Source organism: Klebsiella sp. MISC125, assembly GCF_051131775.1.
In the GTDB taxonomy this organism is placed as follows: Bacteria; Pseudomonadota; Gammaproteobacteria; order Enterobacterales; family Enterobacteriaceae; genus Klebsiella.
Window position 1 is genome coordinate 1,695,824 of sequence record NZ_CP180448.1, and the last position, 20,138, is coordinate 1,715,961.

Genomic DNA, 20,138 nt, shown 5'->3' on the forward strand with positions numbered 1-20,138 from the left:
AGATTTGATGGCTTACTCAGTACAGAAGTCGCGCCTGGCGAAGGTTGCGGGTGTTTCGCTGGTTCTACTCCTCGCGGCCTGTAGTTCTGACTCGCGCTATAAGCGTCAGGTGAGCGGCGACGAGGCCTATTTGCAGGCAACGCCGCTTAGTGAACTTCACGCGCCAGCAGGGATGATCCTGCCGGTTCAGGTGGGTGATTATAATATTCCGGTTGCGACCAGCACTGGTAACACAGGTAAAGGCCTGGACATTCGTCCACCGGCTCAGCCTCTGGCGCTGGTTAGCGGCGCGCGCACTCAGTTTAACGGTGATACCGCGACGCTGATGGTGGAGAACGGTCGCAGCGGTTCGCTGTGGGCGCAGGTGGCAAGCATCGTGCAGTCGAAAAACTACACTATCGCGAAACGCGACGATGCCAGCCAGACGCTGAATACCGACTGGGTCGAATGGAATCGCCTCGATGAAGACCTGCAGTACCGTGGTCGCTATCAAATCTCAGTTAAACAGCAGGGCTATCAGCAAGCAGTGGTCGTGAAGCTGGTGAATCTGGAGCAGGCGGGTAAACCGGTTGCCGATCCGGCTTCGCTGCAGCGCTACAGTACTGCCATGCTGAACGTCATTTCCGAAGGTCTGGATCTGAACGCTACCAGCGCTCAGAATGCCGCGCAGAAAAATGCCGGGGCGACCTTCGACGTGCAGAGCGGTGCGGATGATACCGGCCTGCCGATGCTGGTCGTTCGCGCACCGTTTAACCTGGTGTGGCAACGCCTGCCGGGCGCGCTGGAAAAAGTGGGTATGAAGGTAACCGATAGCTCCCGTTCTCAGGGTAGCTTCTCCGTGACCTACAAACCGCTATCCGACAGCGGCTGGACCGATCTGGGCGCTCGCGACCCGCAGTTGGTATCCGGCGATTATAAACTGCAGGTCGGGGACCTCGATAACCGCAGCAGTCTGCAGTTCATCGACCCGAAAGGACATACCCTGACGCAGTCGCAAAATGACGCCCTGGTTGCCGTATTCCAGGCCGCATTAAGTAAGTAATAAACAGGGCTGGAGTAATCCGGCCCTTTTTAATGTATAGTGACGCAAACGTGTGCGTCAGCAGAAAAGCACAAATTTTTATCGTTAATCATCACTGGAGTGACAAAGATGCAAAAGCTAGCTGAGTTGTATCGTGGTAAAGCGAAGACCGTTTACAGCACCGAAAACCCGGATCTGCTGGTACTCGAATTCCGTAACGATACGTCAGCAGGTGACGGTGCTCGCATTGAGCAGTTCGATCGTAAAGGCATGGTGAACAACAAGTTCAACTATTTCATTATGAGCAAACTGGCGCAAGCGGGTATCCCGACCCAGATGGAAGCGCTGTTGTCCGATACCGAATGTCTGGTGAAAAAGCTGGATATGGTGCCGGTGGAGTGCGTTGTGCGTAACCGCGCTGCCGGTTCGCTGGTGAAACGTTTAGGGATTGAAGAGGGCATCGAGCTGAACCCGCCGCTATTTGATCTGTTCCTGAAAAACGACGCCATGCATGACCCGATGGTCAACGAATCCTACTGCGAAACTTTCGGCTGGGTGAGTAAAGAGAACCTGGCGCGTATGCAGGAACTGACCTACAAAGCTAACGACGTGCTGAAAAAGCTGTTTGACGATGCAGGCCTGATCCTCGTGGACTTCAAGCTGGAGTTTGGTTTGTTTAAAGGCGAAGTGGTTCTGGGCGACGAGTTCTCTCCGGACGGCAGCCGTCTGTGGGACAAAAAGACCATGGATAAAATGGACAAAGACCGTTTCCGCCAGAGCCTCGGCGGCCTGATTGAAGCCTATGAAGAAGTTGCCCGTCGTCTGGGCGTAGAACTGGACTAATCCCCCCGACGCCAGAGGAAGCCCTCTTCTTCTGGCGCTCTTCTTGCTGTTTCCTGTGGTAATCCTCCGCTGAACCGCCTACGATCTCATACATTGGTTTTATGATGAATTGAGGTGCTTATGCGCTGGCAAGGGCGTCGCGAAAGCGACAATGTTGAAGATCGACGTGGTCAATCCGGTTCACCGATGGGCGGAGGTGGCGGTTTTCGTCTCCCCAGCGGGAAAGGCGGTATCGTGCTGCTGATTATCATTGTGGTGGCGGGATATTACGGCGTTGATTTAACCGGCATGTTAACCGGTGAACCGGTGTCACAACAGCAAACCACCACTCAACGCTCGATTAGTCCACAGGATGAAGAAGCCGCGAAGTTCACTAAAGTGGTTCTGGCGGATACGGAAGATACCTGGGGCACGATTTTTAAAGACATGGGTCGTCAGTATCCGCAGCCTAAGCTGGTGATGTATCGTGGCGCGACGCGAACGGCCTGTGGTACCGGCCAGTCGGTGATGGGGCCGTTCTACTGTCCGGCGGATAGCACAGTGTACATTGACCTGTCATTTTACGATGAGATGAAAACTAATCTCGGCGCGGGCGGCGACTTCGCTCAAGGTTACGTTATCGCCCATGAAGTCGGCCATCATGTACAAAAGCTGCTGGGTATTGAGTCGAAAGTGCGCCAGCTACAGCAGAATGCTTCACCAGCGGAAGCGAACCGCCTGTCAGTGAAAATGGAGCTACAGGCGGACTGCTTCGCGGGCGTCTGGGGCTACAATATGCAGAAGCAGGACGTGATGGAGGTTGGCGATCTGCAGGAAGCCCTGAACGCCGCAGAGGCGATTGGTGATGACCGCTTGCAGCAGCAGAGCCAGGGACGCGTGGTGCCGGACAGCTTTACTCACGGTACATCGCAGCAGCGCTATACCTGGTTTAAACGCGGCTTCGATAGCGGCGACCCGGCGCAGTGCAACACCTTTGGCAACGCGCTGTAATTGCCGTCTGTCATGGATGAACTGCTTCACCTGACGGCGCAAATGGCGCGTGAGGGCATCCGTCGTCTGCTGGTGCTCAGCGGCGATGATGCCTGGACTTTCAACCAGGCACAAAATCTGCGTACTCTGTTGGCTGGAGATGGGCTGTGGGTTGGCCCGCAGCCGGTGCCGGAGCCGTATATGCCTCCCGGTGCACTGAAGATCCTGCTGGGCCGGGAATTCCAGCATGCTTTTTTCGATGCGCGTGAGGGGTTCGACGTCGCGGCATTTGCTGCGTTAGCCGGTACGCTGCGCGCAGGAAGCTGGCTGATCTTGCTGATCCCCGATTTTTCCCAATGGCCGACCCGCCCTGACGCAGACTCTCTGCGCTGGAGCGACACTCCCGAGCCGGTCCCCACGCCAAATTTTGTCTATCGTTTCTGCCAGCAAATTATTGCCGATAATGATTCTGTCCTCTGGCGGCAGGGGAATGAGCTGACATTACCCGCTTTCCCGCTTCGTGAATCCTGGCATCCCGCTGATGGTCAGCCGCAGGCGGAGCAGGCCGCCGTTCTTGCCGAATTGGCTGACTTCCCTCCCGGTATCGCCGCCTTAACCGCCGAGCGCGGACGAGGTAAATCCGCTCTGGCGGGAATGCTTATTCGCCAGCTGGCAGGCGATGCTATCGTTACGGCACCGGCGCGTGGAGCCACAGATGTGATGGTGGCTTTTGCAGGTGAAGGCTTTCGCTTTATGGCTCCCGATGCGTTACTGGCATCAGAGCGCAACGCTTCGTGGCTGATTGTTGATGAGGCCGCCGCCATTCCGGGGCCGCTGTTGCGCCAGCTGGTTGAGCGTTTTCCGCGTACTCTGCTCACGACTACTGTTCAGGGCTACGAAGGCACCGGGCGCGGTTTTCTGCTTAAGTTTTGCGCCGGTTTTGCCCATTTGCGGCAGTTTAGTTTGACGACGCCCATCCGCTGGGCATTGGGCTGCCCGCTGGAGGCGGCTATCGCGCAGTTGCTGTTGTTTAGCGATGAGACCTTCCAGCATGCGCCTGCTGGCGACACGGTACTGGAAAACATCAGTCAGACCAGTTGGCAGCAGCAGCCCGCTTTACCGGAGGCGATGTATCAACTGCTCTCCGGGGCACACTATCGCACTTCTCCTCTCGATTTACGCCGCATGATGGATGCGCCGGGGCAGCACTTTACCTGCGCCCGCAGCGGTGAGCACATCGCTGGTGCGCTGTGGCTGGTGGAAGAGGGCGGTCTTGAGCCATCGCTCAGCCAGGCTGTGTGGGCTGGATATCGCCGCCCGCGTGGTAATCTGGTGGCGCAATCCCTCGCGGCGCACGGCGGAAGCCCGCTGGCGGCGACGCTCATGGGGCTACGTATCAGTCGTATTGCCGTACACCCGGTGCGCCAGCGCGAGGGGCTTGGGCAACGGCTGGTCGATTGGGCGGCGTCTCAGGCGTCGGAGCGGGACTATCTCTCGGTCAGTTTTGGCTACACACCCGAACTGTGGCGTTTCTGGGATAGCTGCGGTTTTATGCTGGTGCGCCTGGGGACTCATCGGGAAGCCAGCAGCGGCTGTTATACCGCGATGGCGCTCTATCCCATCAGCGCGGCTGGTCGACATCTGGCTCAGCAGGAAATCCGCCGGTTACTGCGCGATGAACACTGGCTTTGCGACTGGCGAAATGAGTCGTTGCCGCTGACTAGACTGGAAGAAGCGGCTATCTTTACTGAAGAGGATTGGCTGGAGGCTGCGGGCTTTGCGTTTGCCCATCGCCCGCTGCTGGCGGCGGTTGGTAGCCTCAATCGGCTGCTCATGCAGGTGAATTTACCGCTACCCGCTTTGCGTGCACGCCTGCAACGCCAGGATGAAGCGGAACTTTGCCGCACGTTACAACTCTGCGGGCGAAAAGCGCTGCTGGTCAGGCTGCGCGAAGAGGCGGCGCTGGCATTATCTACTCTCAATGCAACCCGCGCTGATGCTCTGCGCCAGCAGGTCAAAATGCTGCAATTTTTTTAACTAACTCCTTCAGTTAAATGGCATGGTCATATTTCACATGCGGCGTAAACTTCCTTGCAGACATTAAGGAGACAGCCATGAAACACGATCATTTTGTTGTTCAAAGCCCCGCGACCCCTGCACAGCAACTGCTGCTGCTGTTTCATGGCGTCGGCGATAACCCGGTTGCCATGGGGCAAATCGGCAGCTGGTTTGCGCCGCTCTTTCCCGATGCGCTGATTGTCAGCATCGGCGGCGCGGAGCCGTGCGGACCGCCTCCGGGACGCCAGTGGTTCTCCGTGCAAGGTGTTACCGAAGAAAACCGCCAGCAGCGCGTGGATGCCATTATGCCGACCTTTATCGAAGCCGTTCGCTACTGGCAGCAGCAGAGCGGCGTTAGTCCGCAGGCGACGGCGCTGATCGGCTTCTCGCAGGGGGCGATTATGTCGCTGGAGAGCATTAAGGCGCAGCCGGGGCTGGCATCGCGGGTGATTGCGTTTAACGGCCGCTATGCAACTCTGCCGGAGAAGGCGACCACGGCGACAACAGTCCATCTGATTCACGGCGGTGAGGATCGTGTTATCGATCTGGCGTGGGCAGTCGCCGGGCAAGAAGCGCTCCAGCAGGCCGGTGGGGATGTGACGCTGGATATCGTTGAAGACTTGGGACACGCGATTGACGATCGCAGCATGCAGTTTGCCCTCGATCATTTGCGTTTTACCGTGCCGAAACACTATTTTGATGAAGCGCTCAGCGGCAGCACGCCGAAAGATGACGATCTAATCGAACTGCTGTAAATAGAAAACCCGGAGGCGATGCTACGCATCTGTCCGGGCTACCAGACCCACATACGGCAGTGAACCCGTAGCCCGGACAAGGCGCGTCAAGCGCTGCCCCCGGGAAAATAGCGGCATACTGTGTTAATTCGCCGGAGGCGATGCTGCGCATCTGTCCGGGCTACCAGACCCACAGACGGCAGTGAACCCGTAGCCCGGGCAAGGCGCGTCAAGCGCCGCCCTCGGGAAAATAGCGGCATACTGTGTTAATTTCCCGAAGGCGATGCTGTGCATCTGTTCGGACTACCGGATCTGCAGGACCCGTAGACATAACTGAAGTAAGACGCTTACTTTTTCTTCGACTGGCCGTTCTTAGGCCAGTCATCCTCATCGTCCCACTTATCGTTGCAATCGCGATGCGGAGGCAGCTCCGGCTTATTGTTGAGAAATTTTTTGTGGTCAACGCGACTCAGATCCTTAATCACGTTAATCATCACGCCCACTAAAAATACCAACACCAGAATCCACCAGTATTTCGTTAGCCAATCCATGCGCGCTACCTCTTATCTATGATGCCGTCAGGCGACCAGCTGTTCCATGATGCGTTGGTACATCCGCGCCAGTAGCTGGAGATCGGCGGCATTAACACATTCGTTGATTTTATGAATAGTGGCATTCACTGGCCCCAGTTCAACCACCTGCGCACCCATGCGTGCGATAAAACGCCCGTCGGAGGTACCGCCATTGGTCAGGAGCTGCGGTTTAATTTCATTATAGTGCTCAATGGCGTTCACCACCGCATCAACCAGTTTACCGCGGCCGGTCAGGAACGGCTGGCCTGAAAGCCACCAGTCAACGCTGTAGCGCAGTTCGTATTTTTCCAGCAGAGCTACAACGCGCACTTTGATCATTTCGTCAGTCAATTCTGTGCTAAAGCGGAAGTTGAACTGTACGAACATATCGCCGGGAATCACGTTGTTGCTGCCGGTTCCGGCCTGCACGTTAGCGATTTGCATGCTGGTTGGCGGGAAGAAATCGTTACCTTTATCCCATTCAATATTCACCAGCTCTGCCAGCATCGGCGCGGCGCGGTGGACCGGGTTATCCGCGAGGTGGGGATAGGCCACGTGCCCCTGCACGCCGTGAATGGTCAGGTTGCAGGTCAGGGAGCCGCGACGGCCATTTTTGACGACGTCGCCGACAACTTCGGTGCTGGAGGGTTCTCCGACCAGACAGTAATCCAGGCGCTCATTACGCGCCATTAGCGCTTCCACGACTTTAACGGTGCCGTTTTTGGCGCTGGCTTCTTCATCTGAGGTGATCAGAAATGCCAGGCGACCTTGATGGTTCGGATACTGGGCGACAAAGCGTTCAGCGGCAACCACCATCGCAGCGAGAGAGCCTTTCATGTCTGCCGCGCCGCGGCCAAACAGCATTCCGTCGCGAATAGTAGGCTCGAAAGGCGGGTTAATCCAGCGGTCGGCATCGCCAGAAGGGACAACATCAGTATGACCGGCGAAAGCCAGCGTTTCCCCGTGCCCGCGCCAGGCCCAGAAGTTTTGGGTATCGCCGAAATCCATCGGTTCAACGGTAAAGCCAATCGCACGCAGACGTTCAATCATTAACGCCTGGCATCCCGCATCATCGGGGCTGAGGGAAGGGCGGCGAATAAGCTGCTGAGCCAGCTCAATGACCGGGCAAGACATAGACTACACCTCGTTAAACTGCTGATAACTAGATTCACTGAAACCCAGCAGCATAGGCTGACCGGGCGCGCAGAGCAATGGGCGTTTGATGATTGCCGGCATTTCCAGCATCAGTTTTGCCGCAGCATCGGCGTTATCGATACCTGCGCGGACCGTTTCGTCTAGCTTGCGCCAGGTGGTGCCGCGGGTATTGAGCAGCGCTTCCCAGCCGAGTTCATCTATAAAGGTATCTAATAATTCGCGGTCCAGACCATCAACCCGATAATCATGAAAACGATATTCTATCTGCTGGGCTTCCAGCCAGCGGCGGGCCTTTTTTATGGTATCGCAATTTTTTATCCCGTACATGGTGAGCATGATTAAACCTTTTCCATTGAATTAAACGTTTGACCAGGAATGTTCCGAATATATAAGTCGTTAATAAATAATACGTGAATTACGTTAATAAATATCGTTTTTTACCCGTGATATATCCTGAACGTTATCTATTGGTTGCTTTTTGACCTGCTTTTGCGCTGTGACTTGTCACAAGCCGAGTGAGGGCGGATTGTGCTGATGAACAAATGTTGCTGAATGTTGCTGTTGGTCACATTAAACGGGTTAAATTCGGCTCATAGTACTTACGAATGAAAGGGCTTTTTCTGGAGGCGGTAATTAAAGTAATCAGAGCGATAGCGTAAACACACTTTTCACCATCAACGAATTTGCATAAAATCACCCATAATAATAAGAGAGGCTATTATGATTGAGCATGAACTAGGGAACTGGAAAGATTTTATTGAAGGTATGCTTCGTAAATAAATTTCCATAATGTAAGCAGGGCGATTCCACGGGCAGAATAATAATGCAGTCGAAACGACCAATTATGAAAAAGGCGACACTTTCGGTCGCCTTTTCTGTTATTAATCCCGGTAAAATAAAGCAGACTTATCTCTTTGTTATTGCGGCCGTTCCTTAAGCGGGAAGCGACGGCGCACCAGCACGAAGAACAGCGGTACGAAGAAGATTGCCAGCACGGTAGCGGAGATCATACCGCCCATCACGCCAGTCCCCACCGCATGCTGGCTGCCGGAACCAGCCCCGGTGCTGGTCGCCATCGGCAGCACGCCGAAGATAAATGCCAGCGAAGTCATCAGGATTGGCCGCAGTCGCTGGCGACAAGCCGATAGCGTCGCGATAAGCAGGTCTTCACCTTTCTGGTTTAACTCATTGGCAAACTCGACGATAAGAATGGCGTTTTTCGCCGACAAACCGATAACCGTTAACAGACCCACCTGGAAATAAACGTCGTTTTCCAGACCGCGCATCCAGGTCGCCAGCAGCGCGCCGATAACCCCCAGTGGTACCACCAGCATCACTGAGAACGGCACCGACCAGCTTTCATACAGAGCCGCCAGACACAAGAACACAACCAGCAGCGAAATGGCGTACAGCGCCGGGGCCTGCGCGCCGGAGAGGCGTTCCTGATAAGACATCGCCGTCCACTCTACGCCAAATCCATTCGGTAGCTGCTGGGCCAGTTCTTCCATGATTCTCATGGCGGTACCGGTACTGACGCCCGGGGCGGCTTCACCGACGATCTCCACCGCCGAGTAGCCGTTGTAGCGCTCCAAACGCGGCGAGCCGGTCTCCCAGCGCGAGGTGGCGAAGGCGGAGAAGGGCACCATCGTGCCGCTGTTGTTGCGTACATACCAAAGATTGATATCGTCCGGCAGCATGCGATATGGCGCTGCGGCCTGAACATAAACCTTCTTCACGCGACCCCGGTCCATAAAGTCATTGACGTAGCTCGAGCCCCAGGCGGTTTGCAGCGTATCGTTGATATCGTCGATGGACACGCCCAGCGCCTGCGCTTTACGCTGATCGATGTCGACCTGCAACTGCGGGCTATCGTCGAGGCCGTTATGGCGAACACGGGTCAATTGGTCATTTTTGGCAGCCAGCTCCAGCAGGGTATCACGGGCGGCCATCAGCGCTTCGTGTCCGTTACCGGCGTGGTCCTCCAGCTCCATATCGAAACCGGCGGAGCTGCCCAGCCCGCTAATAGCCGGTGGGCTGCTGGCGAACACGCGCGCTTCTTTAATTTTGTTAAACGCCCTGGTTGCGCGTTCGATGATGGCAAAGGATGAACCGGTTGTCGGATCGCGCTCGTCCCAATCCTTCAGACGCACGAACATGCGCGCTACGTTCTGCCCGTTGCCGCCGGGGCCGGAGCCGATGGTGGCGAATACCGATTCGACGTTCTGTTTCTCCTGTTTCAGGAAGTAATCTTCCGCCTGCTGTACCACTTTCAGCGTCTGCTGCTGGGTCGCACCGCTGGGCAATTGCACCGACGTGGTAAACATACCGCGGTCTTCCAGCGGCAGGAATGACGTAGGAAGATGCAGGAACAGAAATACCATCCCGCCCAGCAGGAGGACGTAGAGCATTATCCAGCGCAGCGAACGGTGAAGAATTTTGGCGACGACGGATTCGTAGCGGTCGGCATTACGGTTAAACATGCGGTTAAACCAGCCGAAGAAGCCCCGTTGTCCGTGGGATTCTCCTTTATGAATCGGTTTGAGCAAGGTGGCGCACAGCGCTGGCGTCAGGATCATCGCCACCAGGACGGATAGCACCATCGCTGAGACAATTGTTATTGAGAACTGACGATAGATAGCGCCGGTGGTGCCGCCGAAGAAGGCCATCGGCACAAATACCGCCGAGAGCACCATGGCAATGCCGACCAGCGCCCCCTGGATCTGCCCCATAGATTTTCGCGTCGCCTCTCGCGGCGAAAGACCTTCCTCGCTCATGATGCGCTCGACGTTTTCCACCACCACGATGGCATCATCCACCAGCAGGCCGATTGCCAGCACCACGGCGAACATGGTTAAGGTGTTGATGCTGTAGCCACAGATGTAGAGGACGGCGAAGGTTCCCATCAGTACCACCGGAACGGCGATGGTGGGGATCAGCGTGGCACGGAAGTTCTGCAAGAACAGGTACATCACGAGGAACACCAGCGCGATGGCTTCCAGCAGCGTTTTCGCTACGTCGGTAATTGATGCTTTCACGAAAGAGGTGGTTTCGTAGGCAACTTTGTATTCAAGACCGTGCGGGAAGTATTGTGATAGCTCGTTCAGGCGGTCGATAACGCGTTCGGCGGTCGCCATTTCGTTGGCGCCGGATGCCAGTTTTATCCCCAGACCGGAAGCGGCCTGACGGTTGTAGCGGCTAAGATAATCGTATTTTTCCGCCCCCATCTCGACGGTGGCGACGTCGCCGAGAGTGACCTCGGAACCATCCTGATTAACCCGCAGGGTGATATCGCGGAACTGCTCTGGGGTTTGTAACAGCGACTGTGAATTAATGGTGGCGTTCAATGCCTGTTTATCCACCGACGGCGTGCCGCCCAGTTGGCCGACAGCAATCTGGGCGTTCTGTGACGAAATCGCATCGGTGACGTCTTTCGCCGTCATCTGAAAACTATTGAGCTTGGCCGGGTCGAGCCAGATGCGCATTGAGTACTGGGAGCCGTACGCGTCGATGTCGCCGACGCCGTTTACGCGGCTCAGCGGGTCCTGAATATTACTGGCGACGTAGTCGGAGATATCCTGTTTATCCATGCTGCCATCGGTAGAGACAAAGGCGATGGTCAGGATATTGGTATCCCCGGTTTTACGCACCGTCACACCCTGGTTTTGTACGGCCTGCGGGAGTTTACGCATTGCTGATTGCAGCTGGTTCTGCACCTGCTGAACGGCTTCGTCCGGGTCGGTCCCGGCGGTAAAGCTCAGCGTCACGCTTGCCTGACCTGTGCCGCTACTCTGTGATGACATGTACATCAGGTTGTCGAGTCCGGTCATGTTTTGTTCGATGACCTGGGTAACGGTATTCTCCAGCGTTTGTGCAGAGGCTCCGGGATAGTTCGCTGTGATTCGCACGTTGGGCGGTGCTAATTCGGGGTATTGCTCCACGGGAAGCGACAAAATCGCGAGCGTTCCGGTCAGGCATAAAAGGATTGCCAGAACCCACGCAAAAATGGGGCGATCGATAAAGAAATTCGCCATCAGAATTGGGACCTCATTTTGCTCATCTTTTTGTTATTGCATAGCCTGTGACACTTTAGCGGCAAGCCCTCAGGCAATCGTGGAGAAATTAAGGAGATAGTGTAATTTATCATGTGCCTTTTATGGCAGCGTAAAGAACTGTCCTGCTATCTCCACCAATCTTCTGCTTTTCTGCGCATCGTCGCCTGACCTCTAACGTAACCAATTATTACTTAGCTAAATAAAACGTAATTTCATTTAAGTCAAAAAAATTGATCCACCTCGGGTTATCACCAAAAAATCGGCAACCTGTGCAAATGCACATTGTCCCTGCACCGTTTTGTCGGGTAATAGATAAGCATGCGAATTGAGGGGTTATTCACCAATAAGACTGAAGGATGTCATGAACCACTTTATTTTAAGCGATAGTCATAAGTGCATCGGATGCCAGGCTTGTGAAGTTGCCTGCGTCATGGCGCACAACGATGAGCAGCATGTATTGACCCCGCAGCGTTTCTTGCCGCGTATTACGGTTATCAAAAGCGAGCAAAAACGTAACGCAGTAACATGTCACCATTGTGAAGGAGCTCCTTGCGCCCGGAGCTGTCCAAATGGCGCAATCAGTCAGCTTAACGGCAGCGTGCAGGTTAATCAGGAGAAATGCATCGGTTGCAAATCCTGCATGGTTGCCTGCCCGTTTGGCGTGATGCAAATTGTTCTCACCCCAGTACAGGAGGGAAAATTTAAAGCGACGGCGCACAAATGCGATTTGTGTAATGGTCGTGAAGAGGGGCCCGCCTGCGTGCAAAACTGCCCGGCACAAGCATTACAGCTGGCAACGGACAACACGCTGTTAAATCTGGCAAGACAGCGGCGTCAGCGCGCAGCGCGTCTGGAAGCGCAGCCGTGGCATAGCCACCCGGGCGCAGTAGCATCGCCGTGTTCGGGCGGAAAGGTTGCCCAGATGGCCGCCACGCCATCGCGTGGTGAGCCTGACAAGCTGTCCGCTGAAGCGCGCAAAGCCAACTTTTCTGAGATCTATCTGCCGTTCAGCGCCGACCAGGCCAACCGCGAGGCGGAACGCTGCCTGAAGTGCGGAGAAAACAGTATTTGCGAATGGACCTGTCCGCTGCATAACCATATTCCGCAGTGGATTGAGCGAGTGAAAAAGGGCGATATCTCAGCAGCCGTGGAGCTTTCTCATCAAACCAACTGCCTGCCGGAAATCACTGGCCGCGTTTGTCCGCAAGATCGCCTGTGCGAAGGGGCCTGTACGCTGCGCGATGAGCACGGTTCGGTCACTATCGGCAATATTGAGCGCTATATTTCCGATCAGGCGCTAGCCAGCGGCTGGCGACCCGATCTCTCGCAGGTCGTCGAAAGCGGCAAGCGGGTGGCGATTATTGGTGCCGGTCCTGCGGGGCTTGCTTGTGCCGACCGCCTGGTGCGCAATGGCGTGCAGCCGGTAGTGTTTGACCGCCATCCGGAAATCGGCGGCCTGCTAACCTTTGGTATTCCTGCATTTAAGCTGGATAAATCACTCCTTGCCCGGCGGCGCGAAATCTTTACCCAGATGGGCGTACGCTTTGAGCTGAACTGCGAGATAGGCAAGGATATCCCGCTGACCACGCTGCTTGAGGACTATGATGCGGTGTTTATTGGTGCCGGAACCTACCGTTCAATGAAGGCGGATCTGCCCAATGAAGACGCCCCCGGCGTGTACGATGCGCTGCCGTTCCTGATCGCCAACACCAAGCAGGTGATGGGGCTTCTGGAGCTGCCGGAAGAGCCTTACGTCAACACAGAAGGCCTGAACGTGGTCGTGCTGGGTGGTGGCGATACGGCGATGGACTGCGTGCGTACCGCACTACGTCACGGTGCGAAACAGGTGACCTGCGCCTATCGTCGCGATGAAGCCAACATGCCTGGCTCGAAAAAAGAGGTCAAAAACGCGCGCGAAGAGGGTGCGATGTTTGAGTTCAACGTTCAGCCGGTGACGCTGGAACTGGATGCTGAGGGTAACGTCAACGGCGTGCGCTTCCTGCGTACCCAGCTTGGCGCACCGGATGCCCAGGGGCGCCGTAGCCCGTCGCCGATCCCAGGGAGTGAATTCGTCATGCCCGCTGATGCGGTAATTATGGCTTTTGGTTTCCATCCGCACGGCATGCCGTGGCTGGAGTCGGTCGGCGTACAGCTCGACAGTCGCGGACGAATCAAAGCTAATGTCGAAAGCCGCTATCGTTACCAGACCACCCATCGCAAGGTGTTTGCTGGCGGTGATGCGGTGCGCGGTGCCGACCTGGTGGTGACCGCGATGGCCGAAGGCCGCCACGCGGCGCAGGGGATCATGGATTTCCTCGACGTTAAATCGATACCTCTTCACTAACGACAAAGCAGGTCCCACGGCGTAGTATGGCGACGTTATTTCATGCCGTGGGGCCCGTATGTCACTCAATATCAACGTTATCAAAGATAAAATTCTCTCCGAAAACTGGTTCGTGTTACGCAATATGACCTACGAGCTGACGCGTAGCGACGGCAGCGTGGTTCGCCATAAGCGTGAGGTCTATGACCGCGGCAACGGTGCTACCATCATGCTCTATAACCGCCGCAAGCAGAGCGTGGTCCTGGTGCGCCAGTTTCGCGTCGCGACCTGGGTAAACGGCAACGAAGACGGCATGTTGATTGAGACCTGCGCTGGGCTGTTGGATAACGACGAGCCAGAAGTGTGCGTGCGCAAAGAAGCTATCGAAGAGACCGGCTTTGAGGTCGGCGAAGTTCGTAAACTGTTCGAGCTGTATATGTCCCCCGGTGGCGTCACCGAGCTTATCCACTTCTTTATCGCTGAATACAGCGATGCCCAGCGGGCTACCGATGGCGGCGGGGTTGATGATGAAGAGATTGACGTGCTTGAGCTGCCTTTCAGCCAGGCGCTGGAGATGGTGGCGAATGGGGAAATACGTGATGGCAAAGCGGTGATCCTCCTGCAATATTTGCAAACTTCCGGGCTGATGACGCGGGATATCTGATAAATCCGATTGAGTAAAAGCTCGCCTCTGGTGAACATAACCGCTGTTAATCGTGTTCTCACCGGGGTCGTGCCGCTCATGTTGTATCGGGTTATTTTGTTCCTGCTTTTCGGTTTGCTACCGACTTCGTTGGCGTGGGCGGCGCCGGCGCAACAGCTCTTTAGCGACTGGATGGTAACCTGCAATAATCAAAACTTCTGCGTCGCCCGCAACGTTGGGTTACATCATGGGCTGGTAATGACCCTCACTCGCAGCGCCGGAGCGGCCACCAACGCCAGCCTGCGCATCGAACTTGGCGGCGTGGGCAACCCGGTTGCTACCCTGGCGCCGATTGCGCCTCGTCTTCTCCTCGACGGTCAGTCCCTGACGTTGGGCGATGAACATTGGCAGATTACCGATAAGCTCCTTAAAACCGACGATAGCGTCACCATTGATGCCTTCCTGCAACAAGTGCAGGAAGCGCAGGCGATTACCCTCGAAAATGGCCTGCAGAAGATTTCTCTGCAGGGGCTGAAGGCCGCTTTGTTGTTTATTGATAACCGACAAAAGCGGGTGGGTAGCGAAACGGCGTGGATTGGTAAGGGAGAAGAGCCACCGCTCAGCGTTCCGCCAGCGCCTGCGCTGCGGACGGTAGCGAAAGTGGATATGACGCAATCGCCCCTCAGCCGTGATGAGCTTAACGATCTGATGGATTACGGTAACGAACGAATGAATAACAGCGCCTGTTCACTGGACCCGTTTCGCCGCGAGGTACGGGTTGCCGCGCTGACCGACGATAAAGTTCTGCTGATGACCAGCTGTGAAGCGGGCGCTTACAACACCATCTGGTTGGCCTGGCTGGTGTCGCGCCAGCGTCCATTTATTGCCCGCCCGCTACGCCTGACGCTGCCTTTCCAGCCCCCCGGCGATGCGCCCCGCGCGATTGAGCTGGTTAACGCCAGCTATGACGATCGGCACCAGGAACTGGTGACGCTGGATAAAGGGCGTGCGCCCGGCGACTGCGGGACGCAAACGCGCTGGCGCTATGACGGCCAGCGGTTTAGCCTTGTGCGCTACGCCCGGCAGCCGCAATGCGATAACTGGCAGGGGCCAGACGCCTGGCCCACTTTATGGGTTACCCGTTCAGTTGCGCAGCCGCCACGCTGACGATATGATCAACGGTAAAGCCGAAGAACGGGAAGAGGTCATCCGCCGGAGCCGATTCGCCAAAGCCGGTCATACCGACAACCTTGCCTTTTAAGCCAACGTATTTATACCAGTAGTCGGCGATCCCGGCCTCGACGGCGACGCGAGCTTCTACGCCCGATGGCAGGACCGATTCCCGATATGCTTCGTCCTGGGCATCAAACACATCGGTTGACGGCAGGGAGACGACACGAACGTTCACCCCGCTGGCGAGCAGCTTCTCCGCTGCCAGTACGGTAATCTCCACTTCCGAACCGGTAGCTATCAGGATTAGATCCGGCTTGCCGCCGGCGTCCTTCAGTATGTATCCGCCGCGCGCAATATTCTGTACCTGTTCCGGGGTACGCGCCATCTGCGCCAGATTTTGTCGTGAGAGAATGAGCGCAGTCGGTCCGTTATGACGCTCTACCGCCAATTTCCACGCTACTGCGGCTTCCACCTGATCGCACGGTCGCCAGGTGCTGAAATTCGGCGTCAGGCGCAGACTGGCAAGCTGTTCCACCGCCTGGTGAGTTGGGCCATCCTCACCAAGTCCAATAGAATCGTGGGTATAAACCATGATTTGCCGCGCTTTCATCAACGCCGCCATCCGCGCCGCGTTGCGGGCATATTCGACAAACATCAGGAAGGTAGCGGTATAGGGGACAAACCCCCCATGATGCGCGATGCCGTTGGCAATGGCGGTCATACCGAATTCGCGCACCCCGTAGTGAATGTAGTTGCCCGCCAGATCTTCTTTTAGCGAGGTAGAACCTTTCCAGATGGTCAGGTTACTTGGCGCGAGATCCGCCGAACCACCGAGCAGTTCCGGCAGCAGCGGACCGTAAATATTAAGGGTGTTTTGTGATGCTTTACGGGTGGCGATTTTTGCCGGATTGGCCTGTAGGTCGGCAATATATTTCTGCGTAGTTTCATCCCAGGAGTCAGGCAGACCGCCGCTCATGCGACGCGTAAACTCGGCCGCCAGGTCCGGCCAGGATTTTTGGTATGCGGCAAACTTCTCTTGCCAGTTTTTCTGCGCCTTTTCGCCTTTTTCGCGGGCATCCCAGGCACGGTAAATTTCTTTGGGGATTTCAAAAGCGGGATGGTGCCAACCCAGCTTCTGCCGCGCCAGCGCCACTTCCTGTTCGCCCAGCGCCGCGCCGTGGGCCTCTTCTTTGCCGGCTTTATTTGGCGAACCAAAGCCAATCACCGTCCGGCAGATAATCAGCGACGGTTTATCTTTCACGCTCTGGGCTTCCAGAATAGCTTTTTTCACCGCTTCCGGATCGTGGCCGTCGATTTCATGCACCACATGCCAGTGGTAGGCTTCGAAGCGTTTTGCTGTGTCATCGGTAAACCAGCCTTTAACTTCGCCATCAATGGAGATGCCGTTGTGATCGTAGAAGCCGATCAGTTTGCCTAACCCCAGCGTGCCTGCCAGCGAGCACACCTCGTGGGAGATCCCCTCCATCAGGCAACCATCTCCCATAAAAACATAAGTGAAGTGATCGACAATCTCGTGTCCTGGCTGATTAAACTGGGCGGCCAGCGTGCGCTCGGCGATCGCCAGACCAACGGCATTCGCCAGCCCCTGACCCAGCGGCCCGGTGGTGGTTTCAACGCCTGGGGTATAGCCAATTTCCGGATGGCCTGGGGTTTTTGAGTGCAGTTGACGGAAGTTTTTCAACTCCGCAATGGGTAAGTCATAGCCCGTCAGATGCAACAGGCTGTAGAGCAGCATCGAAGCGTGACCGTTGGAGAGGATAAAGCGATCGCGATCGTACCAGTGGGGGTTCTCAGGGTTGTGCTTAAGAAAATCGTTCCACAGCACCTCTGCGATATCGGCCATGCCCATCGGCGCGCCGGGGTGGCCGGAGTTGGCTTTCTGGACAGCATCCATACTCAGGGCGCGGATGGCGTTGGCAAGTTCTCTACGGGACATAATGTGCTCCTGAAACAATACGTTGCATGAGTTTTTATTGGCTTAGGATAGAGAGGTTGATGAGTTGCATAACTAAAAAGCATAGCAGATGGGGCTATCATTGCTTCCGAATCTAAGTTACATAAACATTATAAATCGATAACAAATATAACTTTGTTTTGGCGAGAGTTTGGCGGTGTTCAAAGTTTACGAAGCCGTCAGGCGAGATACTAGGTGGCCCTTTAGGGTGAACATCCGATACGCCATTACGCTTCACCCCTACGATCGATATGTGAAAGGAAAGATAAAATGGATGAGCAGTTAAAACAAAGCGCCCTCGACTTCCATGAATTCCCTGTTCCCGGAAAAATCCAGGTTTCCCCAACTAAACCGCTCGCGACTCAGCGTGACCTGGCTCTGGCCTACTCGCCGGGCGTTGCCGCCCCGTGTCTGGAAATCGAAAAAGATCCGCTGGCGGCCTACAAATATACCGCGCGTGGCAACCTTGTTGCGGTGGTCTCTAACGGCACGGCGGTTCTGGGACTTGGCAATATCGGTGCACTGGCCGGCAAGCCGGTGATGGAAGGCAAAGGCGTTCTGTTTAAAAAATTCGCCGGTATCGATGTTTTCGATATTGAGGTCGATGAACTGGACCCGGACAAATTTATCAACGTCGTTGCGGCTCTGGAGCCGACCTTTGGCGGCATTAACCTGGAAGATATCAAAGCGCCGGAGTGCTTCTACATCGAGCAAAAACTGCGCGAGCGCATGAATATTCCCGTCTTCCATGACGATCAGCACGGCACGGCGATTATCAGTACCGCCGCAATCCTTAACGGCCTGCGAGTGGTAGAGAAAAACATCTCCGATGTGCGCATGGTGGTTTCCGGCGCAGGCGCGGCGGCGATTGCCTGTATGAACCTGCTGGTGGCGCTGGGGATGCAGAAGCACAACATTGTGGTGTGCGACTCGAAAGGGGTTATCTACAAAGGCCGCGAGCCGAACATGGCGGAAACCAAAGCGGCTTACGCGGTGGAAGACAGCGGCAAACGCACGCTGGATGACGTGATTGAGGAGGCGGATATTTTCCTTGGCTGTTCGGGTCCGAAAGTGCTGACTCAGGAGATGGTCAAGAAGATGGCCCGCGCGCCGATGATTCTGGCGCTGGCTAATCCGGAACCGGAAATTCTGCCGCCGCTGGCGAAAGAGGTGCGCTCCGACGCCATTATCTGCACCGGTCGCTCCGACTATCCGAACCAGGTTAACAACGTATTGTGCTTCCCGTTCATCTTCCGCGGGGCGTTGGACGTCGGTGCGACGGCAATTAACGAAGAGATGAAGCTGGCGGCGGTGAACGCGATTGCCGAGCTGGCTCATGCCGAACAGAGCGAAGTTGTCGCTTCAGCCTACGGCGATCAGGATTTGAGCTTCGGTGCGGAATACATCATTCCGAAACCGTTCGACCCGCGCCTGATCGTCAAGATCGCGCCAGCGGTGGCGAAAGCAGCGATGGACTCCGGCGTTGCCACGCGTCCGATTGCCGATTTTGATGCCTACGTCGAGAAGCTGAGCGAGTTCGTCTACAAAACCAACCTGTTTATGAAGCCGATTTTCTCGCAGGCGCGTAAAGAGCCGAAGCGTATCGTGCTGGCGGAAGGGGAAGATAACCGCGTGCTGCATGCGACGCAGGAGCTGGTGACGCTGGGGCTGGCAAAGCCAATTCTGATTGGTCGTCCGAGCGTCATTGAGATGCGCGTTCAGAAGCTGGGCCTGCAGATTAAACCGGGCGTCGATTTTGAAATCGTCAACAACGAGTCCGATCCGCGTTTTAAAGAGTACTGGCAGGAATACTACGGCCTGATGAAACGCAACGGTATTACGCAAGAGCAGGCGCAGCGTGAGATGATCAGCAACACCACCGCCATCGGCGCAATTATGGTACAGCGTGGAGAAGCGGACGGAATGATTTGTGGCACCATTGGTGATTACCACGAGCATTTCCACGTCATTAAGCCGTTGTTTGGCTACCGTGATGGTGTCCATACCGCCGGAGCGATGAACGCGCTGCTGTTGCCGAGCGGCAACACTTTTATCGCCGATACCTATGTTAACCACGACCCGTCGCCAGAGCAGATTGCTGAAATTGCGCTGATGGCGGCAGAGAGCGTACGTCGTTTTGGTATCGAACCGCGGGTGGCGCTGCTGTCGCACTCGAACTTCGGCTCGTCGGATTGCCCATCCGCCAGCAAAATGCGCCAGGCGCTGGAGCTGGTGAAAGCGCGTGCGCCGGATTTGATGATCGATGGTGAAATGCACGGTGATGCTGCGCTGGTGGAAAGCATTCGTAACGACCGGATGCCGGACAGCCCGCTGAAAGGCTCGGCGAATATCCTGGTCATGCCGAATATGGAAGCGGCGCGTATTAGTTACAACCTACTTCGCGTCTCCAGCTCCGAAGGCGTCACAGTCGGTCCGGTGTTAATGGGCGTGGCGAAGCCGGTGCATATTCTGACACCTATTGCCTCGGTACGCCGCATTGTGAATATGGTCGCGCTGGCGGTTGTCGAAGCACAAACTCAGCCGCTGTAATATATACAGGTGCGGGAACTCTCCCGCACCTTTACTTCACTTCTCGTTTCCTTTGATTTTATCATTATTC

14 protein-coding genes and 1 pseudogene are annotated in these 20,138 nt (G+C 55.8%); 10 read left to right on the forward strand and 5 right to left on the reverse strand.

Translation table 11 applies throughout. The features are described 5' to 3' along the window. Positions 1–7 precede the first annotated feature (7 nt). The 5 genes from bamC to ypfH all read left to right on the forward strand — a co-directional run bounded on the left by bamC (position 8) and on the right by ypfH (position 5,646). The gene (bamC, locus tag ACMYSL_RS08095) at positions 8–1,042 is read left to right on the forward strand and encodes an outer membrane protein assembly factor BamC (protein WP_434662133.1); all 1,035 of its coding nucleotides are present in this window, start codon (positions 8–10) and stop codon (positions 1,040–1,042) included. A 108-nt stretch (positions 1,043–1,150) separates the two neighbouring features. Beyond that, positions 1,151–1,864 carry a phosphoribosylaminoimidazolesuccinocarboxamide synthase gene (purC, locus tag ACMYSL_RS08100; RefSeq protein ID WP_110272150.1) on the forward strand — a complete coding sequence of 238 codons (714 nt, stop codon included), beginning with the start codon at positions 1,151–1,153 and terminating at the stop codon, positions 1,862–1,864. 120 nt (positions 1,865–1,984) lie between these two features. Beyond that, the gene (gene ypfJ, locus ACMYSL_RS08105) at positions 1,985–2,854 is read left to right on the forward strand and encodes a KPN_02809 family neutral zinc metallopeptidase (protein WP_434662135.1); all 870 of its coding nucleotides are present in this window, start codon (positions 1,985–1,987) and stop codon (positions 2,852–2,854) included. Between the two features lie 12 nt (positions 2,855–2,866). Next, positions 2,867–4,870 (forward strand): tRNA(Met) cytidine acetyltransferase TmcA, encoded by a 2,004-nt coding sequence (locus ACMYSL_RS08110; protein ID WP_434662136.1) that lies wholly within the window; start codon positions 2,867–2,869, stop codon positions 4,868–4,870. Between the two features lie 77 nt (positions 4,871–4,947). Then, the gene (gene ypfH / locus ACMYSL_RS08115; protein ID WP_182240287.1) at positions 4,948–5,646 is read left to right on the forward strand and encodes an esterase; all 699 of its coding nucleotides are present in this window, start codon (positions 4,948–4,950) and stop codon (positions 5,644–5,646) included. A 326-nt stretch (positions 5,647–5,972) separates the two neighbouring features. Here ypfH and ACMYSL_RS08120 read toward each other — a convergent pair whose 3' ends face one another. The 3 genes from ACMYSL_RS08120 to ACMYSL_RS08130 are packed head-to-tail and all read right to left on the reverse strand — an operon-like array spanning position 5,973 to position 7,688. Further along, on the reverse strand, positions 5,973–6,176 hold the full coding sequence (locus tag ACMYSL_RS08120; protein ID WP_110272153.1) for a YpfN family protein: 204 nt from the start codon (positions 6,174–6,176) through the stop codon (positions 5,973–5,975). Between the two features lie 27 nt (positions 6,177–6,203). Continuing rightward, a complete protein-coding gene (gene dapE, locus ACMYSL_RS08125; RefSeq protein ID WP_434662137.1) occupies positions 6,204–7,331 on the reverse strand; it encodes a succinyl-diaminopimelate desuccinylase in 1,128 nt (375 codons plus the stop codon). A 3-nt stretch (positions 7,332–7,334) separates the two neighbouring features. Beyond that, complete coding sequence (locus ACMYSL_RS08130) at positions 7,335–7,688, reverse strand: ArsC family reductase (protein WP_110272155.1); 354 nt, start codon at positions 7,686–7,688, stop codon at positions 7,335–7,337. A gap of 384 nt (positions 7,689–8,072) precedes the next feature. On the opposite strand from ACMYSL_RS08130, the gene ypfM reads away from it, so the two are divergent. Beyond that, the gene (gene ypfM, locus ACMYSL_RS08135; protein ID WP_100181659.1) at positions 8,073–8,132 is read left to right on the forward strand and encodes a protein YpfM; all 60 of its coding nucleotides are present in this window, start codon (positions 8,073–8,075) and stop codon (positions 8,130–8,132) included. A gap of 137 nt (positions 8,133–8,269) precedes the next feature. Here ypfM and acrD read toward each other — a convergent pair whose 3' ends face one another. After that, on the reverse strand, positions 8,270–11,383 hold the full coding sequence (acrD, locus tag ACMYSL_RS08140) for a multidrug efflux RND transporter permease AcrD (RefSeq protein ID WP_434662138.1): 3,114 nt from the start codon (positions 11,381–11,383) through the stop codon (positions 8,270–8,272). A 382-nt stretch (positions 11,384–11,765) separates the two neighbouring features. Here acrD and aegA point away from each other — a divergent pair, with 382 nt between their 5' ends. From aegA to ACMYSL_RS08155, 3 genes and pseudogenes are all read left to right on the forward strand, one after another. Beyond that, positions 11,766–13,748, forward strand: coding sequence for a formate-dependent uric acid utilization protein AegA (gene aegA / locus ACMYSL_RS08145; RefSeq protein WP_434662139.1), 1,983 nt, complete (start codon positions 11,766–11,768; stop codon positions 13,746–13,748). A gap of 58 nt (positions 13,749–13,806) precedes the next feature. Beyond that, positions 13,807–14,404, forward strand: a pseudogene (gene nudK, locus ACMYSL_RS08150) (GDP-mannose pyrophosphatase NudK). 65 nt (positions 14,405–14,469) lie between these two features. Next, positions 14,470–15,537 (forward strand): DUF1176 domain-containing protein, encoded by a 1,068-nt coding sequence (locus ACMYSL_RS08155; RefSeq protein WP_434662140.1) that lies wholly within the window; start codon positions 14,470–14,472, stop codon positions 15,535–15,537. Here the strand turns inward: ACMYSL_RS08155 and tkt are convergent. Beyond that, positions 15,506–17,500: a transketolase gene (gene tkt, locus ACMYSL_RS08160; protein ID WP_434662141.1), complete on the reverse strand. Its 1,995-nt coding sequence runs from the start codon at positions 17,498–17,500 to the stop codon at positions 15,506–15,508. The genes ACMYSL_RS08155 and tkt overlap by 32 nt on opposite strands. A gap of 288 nt (positions 17,501–17,788) precedes the next feature. Between tkt and maeB the strand changes: the two genes are divergently transcribed. After that, positions 17,789–20,068, forward strand: coding sequence for an NADP-dependent oxaloacetate-decarboxylating malate dehydrogenase (maeB, locus tag ACMYSL_RS08165; protein ID WP_110272161.1), 2,280 nt, complete (start codon positions 17,789–17,791; stop codon positions 20,066–20,068). Positions 20,069–20,138 lie beyond the last annotated feature (70 nt).

Excerpts from the sequence above, each read along its gene's own strand:
- bamC (WP_434662133.1), top strand. The coding sequence starts at position 8 with ATGGCTTACTCAGTACAGAAGTCGCGCCTGGCGAAGGTTGCGGGTGTT.
- ypfH (WP_182240287.1), top strand. The coding sequence starts at position 4,948 with ATGAAACACGATCATTTTGTTGTTCAAAGCCCCGCGACCCCTGCACAG.
- ACMYSL_RS08120 (WP_110272153.1), bottom strand. The coding sequence starts at position 6,176 with ATGGATTGGCTAACGAAATACTGGTGGATTCTGGTGTTGGTATTTTTA.
- dapE (WP_434662137.1), bottom strand. The coding sequence starts at position 7,331 with ATGTCTTGCCCGGTCATTGAGCTGGCTCAGCAGCTTATTCGCCGCCCT.
- tkt (WP_434662141.1), bottom strand. The coding sequence starts at position 17,500 with ATGTCCCGTAGAGAACTTGCCAACGCCATCCGCGCCCTGAGTATGGAT.
- purC (WP_110272150.1), top strand. The coding sequence starts at position 1,151 with ATGCAAAAGCTAGCTGAGTTGTATCGTGGTAAAGCGAAGACCGTTTAC.
- ACMYSL_RS08130 (WP_110272155.1), bottom strand. The coding sequence starts at position 7,688 with ATGCTCACCATGTACGGGATAAAAAATTGCGATACCATAAAAAAGGCC.
- acrD (WP_434662138.1), bottom strand. The coding sequence starts at position 11,383 with ATGGCGAATTTCTTTATCGATCGCCCCATTTTTGCGTGGGTTCTGGCA.
- ACMYSL_RS08110 (WP_434662136.1), top strand. The coding sequence starts at position 2,867 with ATGGATGAACTGCTTCACCTGACGGCGCAAATGGCGCGTGAGGGCATC.
- maeB (WP_110272161.1), top strand. The coding sequence starts at position 17,789 with ATGGATGAGCAGTTAAAACAAAGCGCCCTCGACTTCCATGAATTCCCT.
- ypfJ (WP_434662135.1), top strand. The coding sequence starts at position 1,985 with ATGCGCTGGCAAGGGCGTCGCGAAAGCGACAATGTTGAAGATCGACGT.
- aegA (WP_434662139.1), top strand. The coding sequence starts at position 11,766 with ATGAACCACTTTATTTTAAGCGATAGTCATAAGTGCATCGGATGCCAG.
- ACMYSL_RS08155 (WP_434662140.1), top strand. The coding sequence starts at position 14,470 with ATGTTGTATCGGGTTATTTTGTTCCTGCTTTTCGGTTTGCTACCGACT.